This is a genomic window from Paenibacillus sp. YSY-4.3 (assembly GCF_054767475.1).
Genome location: NZ_BAABMC010000011.1, coordinates 61943 through 75419, shown reverse-complemented (window position 1 = coordinate 75419; position 13477 = coordinate 61943). Strand labels below are relative to the sequence as shown.

The following is a 13477-nucleotide window of genomic DNA, read 5'->3' as shown; positions in this document are numbered from 1 at the left end:
AACCGACAGCGAGAGGAAGCAATCCAGCAATCCGGTACGCTGTCGGTTCTTTTTATTTACATGAATCCATAGAGGGGGAAGTTAATGTGAAGCGAAGATGGAATAAGCTGTTGGCCGTGATATTGACTATGGCCATGCTGATGCCTGCTGCGGCTTTTGCTGAGGTTGGCAGTATTGCCGGTTCAGATGGCGGCGTAAGCGGCACGAGCGGTATAAGTGCCATAAGCGAGATAAGCGACATCGAAATAAGCGACGTAAAGGGCCACTGGGCGGAGAAGCCGTTTGCCGACTGGTATCAGAAAGGGCTGATTCATGGCTACGGCGATGGAATTTTTAAGCCGAATCAGGCGATTACGAGAGCGGAATTTGTTACCTTGGTCAATAAAGTATTTAATTATTCGGCGATGAACGAAATTTCCTTTAAGGATATTCAAGCAAAGGATGCTTACTATTCGGAAATTAAGAAAGCGGTTACAACCGGTTATCTAAGCGGATATGAGGACGGGACTGTCCGCCCCGGTGCAGTGATTACGCGGCAGGAAGCGGCAGTGGTATTGGCGAAGGTGTTCGCATTGCAGCCTTCCGCCTCCTCCGGCACGGCGCTGCGGCTTCAGGATGGAGAGAAGCTTCCTTCCTGGAGTGCCCCGGCGGCAGCTGCGCTGCTGGATGGCGGCTACGCGAGCGGATATCCCGATCATACTTTTAGAGGCGGCAATCCCGTAACGAGAGCCGAGGCGCTCGTTCTGCTCGGCAAGCTGTCCGGCGAGGTCTTTAATCAGGAAGGCATGCATACGGGCGGCTCGTACCAGAACGCGGTCATCAATCGCGGCGGCATTGTCCTGAAGGATGCGACGATTCAAGGCAATCTGTATTTGACGGAAGGGGTTGCTGAGGGAGATGTGACGCTCGACAACGTCAAAGTACAGGGCAAAGTGTACGCGAACGGGGGCGGGAAGGTTCAACTGTCAGGACAATTCAATGAGGTCGAGGTTCGCTCCTTGTCGAACCCTGAACTTAGCTTGCTGCAGGGCTTGATTAAGAAGCTCGTGCTTCGTCAGCAGGCTGTGCTGATCGTTCACGAAGGCAGCGTAATCGAAGAGGTCGTCATTCATGTAGACCAGACGATTCCGGTTAAAGGCAAAGGGATTATTCATTCAAGCGATAAGAGACTCGTCCGTGAAGACGAGGGAGGTTCGGTCACTGGCAGCGGAAGCGCAAATACGTCTGGAGGTTCGGGTTCAAGCTCGCCGTCAACTTCCCGTCCGTCGCCAAACCCGAATCCGACTCCAAATCCGCAGCCAGGGGCAAAGCCGGCATTTACCGAGGTGTCGGTGCACGATCCGTCCATTATCAAGGATGGCGGCACATATTACGTATTCGGCTCTCATATCGAGGCGGCCAAGTCGACTGATCTGATGAACTGGACCCGGTTCACGAATGGGTATGAGACACCGGGTAATGTGATCTTTGGCGATTTGTCCGCGAATTTGGCAGGCTCGTTCGCCTGGGCTGGAGAGAACGACTCCGACAGTAAAGGCGGTTTCTCCGTCTGGGCGCCGGATGTCGTCTGGAACGAGCATTATGTGAATGAGGACGGTACTACGGGCGCTTATATGATGTATTACAGCGCATCCTCTACCTATATCCGGTCGGCGATCGGTTATGCGGTATCCAAGAACATCGAAGGTCCTTATCAGTACGTGGATACAGTCGTGTACTCGGGATTCACGAGAAACGACGCCTACGATGCCGACAGCCAGATCAATAAGAAATGGACGAATACGAATATCCAGGCGTTGATCGATAGCGGTACATTAACCGGAAGCAACCCGAATTGGTTCAACAGCAACGGTTCCTATAACAACAGCATGTATCCGAACGCCATCGATGCGACATTGTTTACGGATGAAGACGGAAGGCTGTGGATGACCTATGGTTCCTGGTCTGGCGGAATTTTCGTGCTTGAGCTGGATCCACAGACAGGCCAAGCGATTTATCCGGGTCAGGACGAAGTAACGGCGGATGGCCGAATCGTCGATCGTTATTTCGGTACCAAAATTGCCGGCGGATATACGAAGTCAGGAGAAGGCCCATACATTATATATGACGAGACTACCGGCTATTATTTCTTGAACGTGACTTATGGATGGCTGGGCGTGGACGGCGGCTACAATATGAGATTGTTCCGAGCGACGCAGCCGGATGGCCCTTACGTGGATGCGGCAGGGAACAATGCAGTTCTGCCCGGCAATACCGACAATTCGCCGTACGGCATTAAGATGATTGGCAACTTCCTGTTTGAGCGGCAGGTCGGAGAGCCGGGGACGGGCATTGGCTATGGCTATGCGTCGCCTGGACATAACTCCGTATATTACGAGGAGGAGTCGGGGAAATACTTCCTGTTGTTCCATACGCGTTTTCCGCAAAGGGGCGAGGCGCATGAGCTTCGCGTCCATCAGATGTTCTTGAATAAAGACGGCTGGTTCGTTGTCGCGCCGGAGCGTTATGCCGGGGAGACGATTCAAGCGGCGAAAGCAGACGACATTGCCGGCGATTATAAATTTGTGAACCATGGGCTGACTTATTCCGGCAAAATCACGCAGGCCGTGAACATCCGTTTGAACGAAGACAAGACGATTACGGGCGATGTCACGGGAACTTGGGGTTTGCAGGCAGATTATTTAGCGGCCATTACAGTAGACGGAGTCACCTACGACGGGGTATTCGTCCGCCAGTGGGATACGGCGCTGGAGCGTGAGACGATGACGTTTACCGCGATTTCCTCCGCGGGAGAGACGGTTTGGGGCATCCGGCAGCCGGACAGATCGGACGAACAGATCGTGGGTGATGTGAAGAGCGCTCTGGAGCTTGGCGATACGAGCCGGGTCATGACCCATTTGATGCTGCCAGCGACAGGTGCTCGCGGAACGGTCATTTCATGGCAAACATCGGATGAGACGGTTATCACAGACAAAGGCATTATCTCGCCGCCGGAGGTTGGCGAAGCGAATTTGACGGCCACGCTTACGGCGACCATTGCGAAAGGAACGGCGATCGCAACGAAGACGTTTGAGATCGTGGTTGTGCCGATCGATCCTGCTTATGGTCTGGCCGCACAGTATTCCTTTGAAGGGGAATTGAGCGACTCCACAGGGAACTTCGGTGCAGGAACGGTGACAGGCAGCAGGCTCGATACTACAGGAGGGGACATAGCGTTTGGCGAAGGAGTAAGAGGTAAAGCAGCGGTATTCGACGGCAATTCCGGCATTAAGCTGCCGGACGGACTGATTGCCAGCGACCGGTATTCGGTGTCTATGTGGCTGAATGTGGAGCAGCATACGCAATTTACGACGAGCTTTTTTGGCGCGAAGACGAGCAACAGCTGGATCAGCCTGGTTCCGCAATCCTGGGATAACAACACGATGCTGTGGTCGGGCGAGTCTTGGTACGATGCGACGACTGGCTCGAGAATCCGTGCCAACGAATGGCATCATATAGCCTTTACGGTCAATCGTGGAGAGGTGAAAGTCTTTGTTGACGGCGTGCAGAAATTTTCAGGCACCGGCTTTCCGAATGTGTTTACGGATGAACACGGCACCTTCGGATTGGGCGTGAACTGGTGGGATACGCCGTTCAAGGGCATGATGGATGAGGTGCGGATTTATGACGTGCCGATTACTGCCGAGCTGGTGGCAAAGCTGTCGCAGGAATACGCCCCGGATCCAGGAGATACCGCTGTAGAATTAGTGGGCCAATTTTCCTTTGAGGATAATCTGCTCGATACAGCGGGCAGATTTGGAGCAGGGACGGTCATTGGGGATATGATCGGTTCACCGTCTGGCGGCACGATTTCCTATGGGACGGGTGTGACCGGCAAAGCGGCCGTATTCGACGGCGCGTCAGGTGTTCTGCTGCCGAAGGGACTGATATCCGGCGATAGCTATTCGGTGACGATGTGGGTGTATGCGGAGGAGCTTGCGCCTTATACGCCAGTCTTCTTTGGAGCACAGACCGGAGACAGCTGGATCAGTTTTCAGCCGAAGGGCCATGACGGCGTGGGGAACAGCGCAATGCTCTGGTCGGGATCGAACTGGTATGATGCCGGAACCGGGGTTAACACGTTACCGAGGGAGTGGACGCATTTTGCCTTTACCGTCAACAAGGGCCTTGTTACCCTGTACGTGAATGGAGAAGTAAAATACACGGGCAGCGGCTTCCCGGATGTGTTCCTGGATGATCAAGGAACCTTTAGCTTGGGCGTGAACTGGTGGGATGCCCCGTTCAAAGGCATGATCGACGAGCTGCATATTTTCAAGGGAGCGATTACGGCAGACCAAGCTGCGGCACTCGCCCATAAATAAATATCAATTGGCGTGCAAAGAGCTGATTCGCGGTAATATGCGGTCAGCTCTTTGTTTTGACGACGGGGGCATGAGAGAATTGCCTGCGGAACTGCTGTGGGGAACAGCCGTATTTCCCAGAGAATCGATTGGAAAAATACGGGGTGTTTCTGAAGCCGACATAACCGGCGATTTCCGCGATTTTCCACTCCGTTTTCAGCAGAAGCAGCTTGGATTGCTCCAGCCGGTAATGCTGCAAATAATCATTGGGCGTCATCCCGTAGACTTGCTTCATGCAGCGCGTAATGTAGTTGTAATGGTAGTGCAGCGCCGCAGACATAACCTCGCTTGTCAGCTCGGTTCGGTAGTTGCTCCGGATGAAGGCCTCGGTTTTCTCGGCGACGGCGACGGCGGGGGATGTATACTGTTCGAGCTGCCGCAAATCCATCATGCGCAGCAATTCCTCGAACGACTGCTGCTGCGTCCAGAAGGCGCTCGATTGGCGCGTGCCGGGCGTTTGCAGCAGCGTTTCCATAAGCTGGTACGCTCTTTCCGGGTAGGGCATATCCCACATTTTCGGCAGCTGGATGTCATAGGGAGAAGTGAGAAATTCATGGTAATGCTGCTCCGATTGGAATGCGATCTGTTGGTCGGCAGGGAACTCGGCCCATTCGCATACGGAGTGAAAATGAACCCAGTAGAACGTCGTTTCCTCCTCGCAGGGCTGAACCGCATAATGATAACGATCGGGAAGCAGCAGCAGGGATTGCCCGGCCGTCAAGCCCCATTTCCGCTGCTCTTCGCCAATAAATAGCGTACCGGATTTCATGAGGATGAGATCGAATTTTCCCATGTTGCGCCGGTTTGGATGCTCTTCCCCCGGGCCGTAAGCGGTATGGCCGCATTCCAGATAATACGGGGCGGGCGGAGCGGGAAAATGGACGATTTCCGTGGCTCTGATCATAGGAATCCTCCTAATCCATTCGTGTGATTTTGAGTGTGAAATATTATAAATATTAGGTTGGTAATATTGATTCTAATTATTAAATATATCGGATAGAATCAGAATTGTCAGTATGATATTTCGAAAATAGGAGGGCTCCAACATGAGCAAGTCTATACCGTTTCAGCATGTCGAAAGAGTACCGCTTAACCACGTGAACATCCAAGACAACTTTTGGAGCTATTATATCGATTTGGTGCGCAGCGTCGTAGTTCCTTATCAATGGGATGCGCTGAATGACCGCATTGAAGCTGCTGAGCCCAGCGGGGCTATTCGCAACTTCAAGATTGCCGCCGGACTAGATGAGGGCGAATTTTACGGCATGGTGTTTCAGGACAGCGATGTAGCCAAATGGCTGGAAGCCGTATCTTATTTGCTGGAATCGCAGCCGGATCCCGAGCTGGAGAGAACGGCTGATGAAGTAATCGAGATTATCGCCAAAGCCCAGCACGAGGACGGCTACCTCAATACTTACTATACGCTTAAAGAGCCAGGGAGAAGATGGAGTAATTTGGCTGAATGCCATGAACTCTATTGCGCGGGCCATATGATCGAGGCCGGGGTGGCCTATTACCGGGCGACGGGAAAAAGAAGGCTGCTTGACGTCGTATCCCGCTTTGCGGATCATATTGACTCCGTGTTCGGCACGGAGCCGGGCAAGCTGAAAGGTTATGACGGACATCAGGAAATCAAGCTGGCCCTTGTGAAGCTCTATCACGCGACTGAAAACGAACGTTATTTGCGGCTTGCCCAATATTTTGTAGAGCAGCGGGGCCAGAAGCCGAATTTCTATGAAATGCAGCTGAAGGAACGCGGAGGCGATAGCCATTGGACGGGAATCAATCATGCGATCGATTTGGAACATACTCAGTCGCACGCGCCGGTCAGGGAGCAGGAGAAAGCGATCGGCCATGCCGTGCGCGAAGTTTATATGCTGACGGGCATGGCGGATGTGGCGGCCGAGACGAAGGACGAATCGCTTCTGGCGGCCTGCCGTCGACTATGGGACAACATCGTATCCCGGCAGATGTACATTACCGGAGGGATCGGCTCCATGCCGCAGGGCGAGGCGTTCACGTTCGATTACGATTTGCCTAATGATACCGCATACGCAGAGACGTGCGCTTCCATTGGCCTGATCTTCTTTGCCCACCGAATGCTGCGGATTGCTCCTCAAGCCGAGTATGCCGATGTACTGGAGCGGGCGCTGTACAATACGGTAGTTGCCGGCATGTCGCGGGACGGCAAGCATTTCTTCTACGTGAACCCACTGGAGGTAGATCCGAAAGCTTGCGGCGGAGTGAACCACAAATTCGACCATATTAAGCCGGTGCGCCAGGAATGGTTCGGCTGCGCCTGCTGTCCGCCGAACGTAGCCCGCCTGCTCGCTTCGTTAGGGGAGTATATTTATATGGTTCAGGAACGTACCATCTATACCCACCTCTATATTGGCGGCGAGGCCAGTTTGAGCGTTGGAGGCAGCATGGTGCAGGTGAAGCAAACTTCCAATTATCCGTGGGACGGACGGATTAAAATCGAGGTCAACCCGCAAAAGCCTGGAGAATTTGCGATCGCGCTGCGTATCCCGGGCTGGTGCAGACAAGCCAGCCTGTCCGTAAACAATGAGTCATATCCGGTTGAAGGCCATACCAATCAGGACGGCTACGTCCATATTTCCCGGAATTGGCAGCAGGGAGATGTCGTGGAACTGGTGCTGGATATGCCGGTGGAGCGCATGCGCAGCCATCCTCTGATCCGCGGAAATGCGGGCAAGGCTGCATTGCAGCGCGGGCCGCTCGTATATTGTCTGGAGCAGGCGGATAACGGCGCGAATCTTCATGAAATTGTACTGCCAGCAAATGCTAAGCTTGAGGCGAAATACGAAGACGGTTTGTTGGGGGGCATCGTGACGATCACGGCACAAGGCTTGCGACAGGATGACGCAAAGTGGCCGGGCGGGCTGTACAGCACGGAGGCCGAGGCCGTGCCAGCTCTGCAAGAAGAGAAAGTGACATTTATACCTTATTATGCCTGGGCGAATCGCGGTGAAGGCGAAATGAGCGTATGGGTTAGGGAAACGCTGTAACTACAAGGCGCTGTCTTTTCAGATAGGGTGCCCTTGCCGCAACAATCCGCGGCAAGGGACACCTTATTTTCTCGACAGGTCAACGTCAAAATAGTGCAACAAATGCACAGAATTATGTAGGCCAGAAGCGGGAAACGGGTATATGATGAATGTAAGCGCTTTAACTTTAACTGTTATATGAGATGACAGTTTATTTGTATTGGAGAAATGATGGATGTAAGTCGGAGATATGACGCTGAATACCGTTCATAAATAAATCCGGAGGGGGAGTTCTGGATGATTGATGTGCTGATTGTGGATGATGAGCCGAAACTGAGAGAAGGACTTCGCACGTTTATCGATTGGGAAGCTCTTGGTTACCGGGTGGTGGATACGGCGGCCAATGGAAACGAAGCTTTGGAGAAGTACGCGGTTTGCCGGCCAGAGCTCGTTATTGCCGATATTAGAATGCCGGGCATGGATGGGCTGCAGCTTATTCAGCGCCTTCGAGAGCAGGACCCCCTGCTTCATATATTGATCCTAAGCGGATATGCGGATTTTGACTATGCCAAGAAAGCAATTGCTCACCGAGCCGACGGCTATTTGCTTAAACCGGTCGACGAAGACGAGTTGATGGAGTATCTCCGGGGAATCAAGGCGGCGATCGAGGAGGAACGGGCATCGGAAGAATGGCAGCATGCCACGAAAGAATGGACTAGGGAAGCTCTGATTCATATGCTTCTCACGGAGACGGAGCATACTTTAGAGGACCGCCGCCAGCTGAAGGATCGGGCCGAGGAGCTGGGGCTAATGTGGAATTGCTACCAGGTGCTGCTTGTCGCTTTGCATGACGAATTGACGGAATCGGTGCTTTATTTGCTGAGAAGAGCTATGGCCGAGACCTTCGAGCATCAGGATCGCGGCCTTGTCTTTGAATTTTACGGGCAAGTCGGCGTACTGCTGAAGGAGCCGCTGCTTGCGGTGGAGAGGGAAGGTGTATACCGCTCCATCCGAACGGCTATAGGAGAGACGGGCGTGGAATTCACGGTGGCGCTTGGCTCGAAGGTAGGTTCGCTGGATGAAATAGCCGGCTCCTACAGTGCTGCGCGCGAACTGATCAAGCTGCATTTTTTTCTTGATGATGGGAGGCTGCTATGCCAAGGTGATGCGCATAGTGAGTATGAAGAGGGTTGCTCCGAGGTTTTCCCATCCGAAACTCTGACCGATCAAATCTATTACGCGGTCGATATCGGCAATATTAAAGCCGTGAAATCGCTGGTCAGGCAGACAGGGCAGAGCTTGATTGCTGAAGGCTATACCGCGGCGGATATCAAACGCCGTTTCATAGAGATTTTAACCTCGGTCATGGGCAAGGGGCTGCAGCAGCATCCTGAGCTTCAGCAGCATAGCAAGCCCTTCTCGGATATGCTGACCGAAATATATCATCTGCGAAGCATCCATGCGCTCTATGACAAGATCGATTACTTCTTCCAGCAGCTGATGAGCAATTTGGGGGAGAAGGACAAGCACCGCGAGGTCAAAATCATGCTAGATCTCATCGAACGGAATTTCAGCGACAACCTGAAGCTGGAGACGCTTTCGGGCGTCCTGAACTATAATAGCGCCTATCTAGGCAAGCTGTTCAAGAATGAGACGGGGGAATACTTCAATACCTATCTTGACAAGGTACGGATCGAGAAGGCGAAATCTTATCTTGAGGATGGTCTTAAGGTGTATCAGGTAGCGGAGAAGGTCGGCTACACGAACGTTGATTATTTCCACTCCAAATTCAAGAAGTATGTAGGTACTTCGCCATCGGCTTATCGCCGACATGCGAGCAGTGAGTGATCAGACGGCGAAACAGCAAAAATGAATGCTGAACATTCCATCTTTCCAGGCATCATCTTGGAAAGATTTTTTTTGTCTATATTTCTTAGCAATAGCTGACAGTATTTTCTGTAATAAAATGATATGGCCTATCGCTGAATGCCGGATAAGTTGAAAAGTTATGTTTTAGATACTTAGTAGTACGAAAAACTTAGATTATCATATGAAAACTTGACTAATCTTCCGTGTATGAAGTCCTTTTTACGCAAGCTATGATGATAGTATCGGAAGACAGAAGTAAGTATCCCGTTGTTTAAAAGCGCTTTCAATTCTGGATTCATTCGGAAATGAGGTCAGATGGTACTGAAGGGTCGAACGGCGTGGCATGCTTGGCGAAGCAACCGTATTTCCGCAAAATACGGGCCTCGCCTGCACGCGGAATCCCGAGTTATCGGCGAGGTTATCGCGGACGAAGCTTGGGTGTATTGCCAGCGTAATCCAGCCATCAATGGCCTGACCACAGGCAGCTATTAATTGAGTCTGAAGGGAGAGAAACGGCTTAACTGGTTCCGGATCGTTTGATTTAAGCTTCGATCGATTCGAACCATTTCTTGCGGAATTCCGAAGGCGAGCAATTCATCGCTTTCCGGAAAACCCGGATGAAGTAGCTGATATTGTCATAACCTACTTCAAGAGCAATGTCGGATATTTTGCGGTCAGGCTTCCGGAGCAGCTCGACGGCTTGCCGGATGCGATAGGAATTGATGTAATCCATCGGGGTCTGCCGTGTCATAGATTTAAAGAAACGGCACAACTGGCCCTCGCTCATCGGAATGAGGGCGGCTAATTCCGAGAGGCGGATCTGCTGGTCGTAGTTCTGCTGAATGTATTGAATGACCTTCTTCAGCCGCTCGATTTTGAAGGAATCATTGCCGGTAGTTGCCGCACGGTTGCACAGCTGGCCACGTACCGCCAATTCCGAAAGCATAAGATAGAGATGCCCTTTGACAGAACCCTCATATCCGTGAGTTCTCACCTCGCAGCTGTCCATGATGGCCGCCAGGTGCTGTAATAAGGGTTGTCCGTAATCATGCTTCTCGGAAATATGACGGGGGAACGTGGCTTTTCTTTCCTGCAGCGGGAGAATTAAATTCTCCTGAACAGCGTCATAATAAGCGCTGGATAGCATATTCGTTCCAAATACGAGCGTGAAAAAGGAGCAGCCCTGATCCCCGTGGGCATGTGCGGCGTGAATATCGCCGCCATCGATGAAGACGGCTTCACCCGCACGTACGACAAAATAATCGGTGTCCACCTGGAACAGCGTCTCTCCCTCCAGGCAGTAGAAGAATTCGGCTTCCTCGTGCCAGTGGCAGTCCACGACATGCTCGCCTGGGCCGAATTGATACCAGTAGGTGCCAAATGGCAATCTGTCGTCGCCATGAATTTTACTCTCCTTCAGAGAGCGGCGCAATGCTTGATCCATTCGATTCACCTCGTCAATTTTGTGTTATAAAACCATTAAATTATGTTAGATTGGGTTATTTTTTATCAGTATAATGCAAGTATAGATCGTTTCTCGCAAGATTACAACGATATCAGAAAGGCGGTTCTTAACGATGAAATTTACAGACGGAAACTGGTTGATTCGTGAAGGGTTTACACTGTCTACAGCGGTACAGGCTCACGATTTTTCGATTGCGGATAATACACTAACAGCCTATGCTTCAACTTCGCCGATTCATGGGCGTGCCAATACGATCAACGGACAACTTCTGACGATTCAATTCCACTCCCCGCTTCCAGGCGTGATCGGTGTGAAGCTGGTGCATTTTGCCGGCACGGTGGATCACGGTCCTCATTTTGAACTCGCAGGCGGCAGCGGCGATCACGTCCAAATTACGGAGAACGATGATTATGCCGAGCTGAAGAGCGGCAATTTGAGCGTTAGAGTAAACAAGGGGCCGCAATGGTCCGTTGATTTCTACCGCGGTTCGGAGCGTATTACGGGCAGCGCGTTCAAATCTATGGCTCATGTCGAGGAGAACAACGGTGCGGTGTATATGCGCGAAGAACTGAATCTTGCGGTAGGCGAATGGGTATACGGACTTGGAGAGCGGTTTACTTCCTTCGTCAAGAACGGCCAAGTTGTGGATATCTGGAATAAGGATGGCGGAACAAGCTCCGAGCAAGCTTACAAGAACATTCCTTTTTATATTACGAACAAAGGGTACGGGGTATTTGTCAATGATCCAGGAGCAGTATCCTTTGAAGTAGCTTCGGAGAAAGTGAAGAAAGTACAATTCAGCGTTCCTGGGGAATCGCTCGAATATTTTGTGATCGACGGACCTGAGCCGAAAGAGGTGCTGAACAAATATACGGCGCTGACTGGCAAGCCTTCTCTGCCGCCGGCATGGACGTTTGGCCTGTGGCTGACTACGTCGTTTACGACGAACTACGATGAAGCGACGGTCAACTCTTTTGTTGACGGCATGGCGGAAAGAGATCTGCCGCTGCATGTATTCCACTTTGACTGCTTCTGGATGCGCGAATTCCATTGGACGGATTTCAGATGGGACGAGCGTACGTTCCCAGATCCGGAAGGAATGCTGAAGCGCCTTAAAGAGAAAGGGCTTAAAATTTGCGTATGGATTAACCCATATATCGCCCAGCGCTCTGCCTTGTTCGAAGAGGGCAAGAAGCATGGCTATCTCGTGAAGAAGCCTAACGGCGACGTATGGCAGTGGAATCTGTGGCAGCCGGGAATGGCGCTCGTTGACTTCACGAATCCAGATGCGTGCGAATGGTTCGCGGGCTATCTGCGTGACCTAGTAGATATGGGCGTAGACAGCTTCAAGACGGACTTCGGCGAGCGGATTCCAACGGATGTCGTCTACCATGACGGCTCTGATCCGGTGAAAATGCACAACTACTACACTCAACTGTACAATAAAGTCGTGTTTGAAGTGCTGGAAGAGAAGCTTGGCAAGAATGAAGCGGCATTGTTTGCCCGTTCAGCTACGGCGGGTGGACAGAAGTTCCCGGTTCACTGGGGCGGCGACTGCTACGCGGACTACGAGTCAATGGCAGAGAGCTTGAGAGGTGGATTATCCCTCGGCGTATCCGGCTTTGGCTTCTGGAGCCATGATATCGGCGGATTCGAGAATACGGCGCCTGTTGACGTGTTCAAACGCTGGCTCGCATTCGGACTCCTGTCCAGCCACAGCCGTCTCCATGGAAGCAGCTCTTACCGGGTTCCATGGGCATACGACGATGAGGCGGTAGACGTAACGCGCTTCTTCACGAAGCTGAAATGCCGCTTGATGCCGTATTTGTTCGACACAGCGGTTGAAGCGACGGAGCAGGGCGTGCCGACGATGCGTGCGATGTTCCTGGAATTCCCGGAAGATCCGGCAAGCGAAACGCTGGACCGTCAATATATGCTGGGCGACTCCGTATTGGTAGCGCCGGTGTTCAGCAAGGAGGGCAATGTAGCTTACTACTTGCCGGAAGGCAAATGGACCCATCTCTTGACGGGCGAAACGTTCGAAGGTGGAAAGTGGCGCAAAGAAAACTACGACTTCTTCAGTCTGCCGCTCTTCGTGCGTCCGAACTCCATCCTGGTCATGGGCGCGAACGATATCAAGCCGGATTATGACTTCGCTCAAGATGCGGATGTCAGATTGTATCAGATCGAAGACGGTGCTCAGGTATCCCGTAAAGTTCGCAACGTTAAGGGCGACACCGAGTTGGAAATCGCGGTATCGCGCGAAGGCTCCACGCTCCGCATCACGGCAGAAGGCGCAGGCAAGCCATTTAGCATCAGCCTGCACGGCTTCGGCCAGGCTGCATCCGTCCAAGGCGGTCAGTTGAACGCGGAAGGCAGCATTGAAGTAGGCGCATTCAGCGGCAAAGCGGAAATTCAAGTGACACTTAAATAAAGCAAGTTTGATTCAAGAGGAAATATCCCCTATACGATGTAGGGGATATTTTCCGCTTTATTGGATGTTTTCGTTAGAGCAGGAATTGGTGGGTGGCGGCCATGCAGCCTCTGGTTTTACAGGTAATTTGATATCTAAATGTATTTTATACAACTAGTTAAGGTCTTTAATAAAATATACATGCGCTAAATGGAAAACATGCAGTTAGTTTGCCTGAATGGAGCTAATTGGTCGAAATAGCTTAAAACTAGATGTAGGTTTTACAGTTAGTTCCCTCTAACGCAGCCTAAAAGCTGCATGA

At 51.8% G+C, this 13477-nt stretch carries 7 protein-coding genes; 5 read left to right on the top strand and 2 right to left on the bottom strand.

Annotated elements, in window-relative coordinates; all coding sequences use genetic code 11:
* Positions 1–86 precede the first annotated feature (86 nt).
* Entirely contained in the window at positions 87–4361 is a 4275-nt protein-coding gene (locus tag ACYUJT_RS23405; RefSeq protein WP_460326946.1) for a LamG-like jellyroll fold domain-containing protein, read from the top strand.
* Positions 4362–4404: 43 nt separating this feature from the next.
* Here ACYUJT_RS23405 and ACYUJT_RS23400 read toward each other — a convergent pair whose 3' ends face one another.
* Positions 4405–5304, bottom strand: a complete 900-nt coding sequence (locus ACYUJT_RS23400; protein ID WP_460326944.1) for a helix-turn-helix domain-containing protein — start codon at positions 5302–5304, stop codon at positions 4405–4407.
* 142 nt (positions 5305–5446) lie between these two features.
* Between ACYUJT_RS23400 and ACYUJT_RS23395 the strand changes: the two genes are divergently transcribed.
* The 3 genes from ACYUJT_RS23395 to ACYUJT_RS23385 all read left to right on the top strand — a co-directional run bounded on the left by ACYUJT_RS23395 (position 5447) and on the right by ACYUJT_RS23385 (position 9769).
* On the top strand, positions 5447–7429 hold the full coding sequence (locus ACYUJT_RS23395; RefSeq protein WP_460326942.1) for a glycoside hydrolase family 127 protein: 1983 nt from the start codon (positions 5447–5449) through the stop codon (positions 7427–7429).
* Between the two features lie 276 nt (positions 7430–7705).
* Positions 7706–9256 carry a response regulator gene (locus ACYUJT_RS23390; protein ID WP_460326940.1) on the top strand — a complete coding sequence of 517 codons (1551 nt, stop codon included), beginning with the start codon at positions 7706–7708 and terminating at the stop codon, positions 9254–9256.
* Positions 9257–9592: 336 nt separating this feature from the next.
* On the top strand, positions 9593–9769 hold the full coding sequence (locus ACYUJT_RS23385; RefSeq protein WP_460326939.1) for a hypothetical protein: 177 nt from the start codon (positions 9593–9595) through the stop codon (positions 9767–9769).
* 49 nt (positions 9770–9818) lie between these two features.
* On the opposite strand, the gene ACYUJT_RS23380 is transcribed toward ACYUJT_RS23385, so the two are convergent.
* Positions 9819–10721, bottom strand: coding sequence for an AraC family transcriptional regulator (locus ACYUJT_RS23380; RefSeq protein WP_460326937.1), 903 nt, complete (start codon positions 10719–10721; stop codon positions 9819–9821).
* 133 nt (positions 10722–10854) lie between these two features.
* Here ACYUJT_RS23380 and yicI point away from each other — a divergent pair, with 133 nt between their 5' ends.
* Positions 10855–13176 carry an alpha-xylosidase gene (gene yicI / locus ACYUJT_RS23375; protein ID WP_460326935.1) on the top strand — a complete coding sequence of 774 codons (2322 nt, stop codon included), beginning with the start codon at positions 10855–10857 and terminating at the stop codon, positions 13174–13176.
* The last annotated feature ends 301 nt before the right edge of the window (positions 13177–13477 follow it).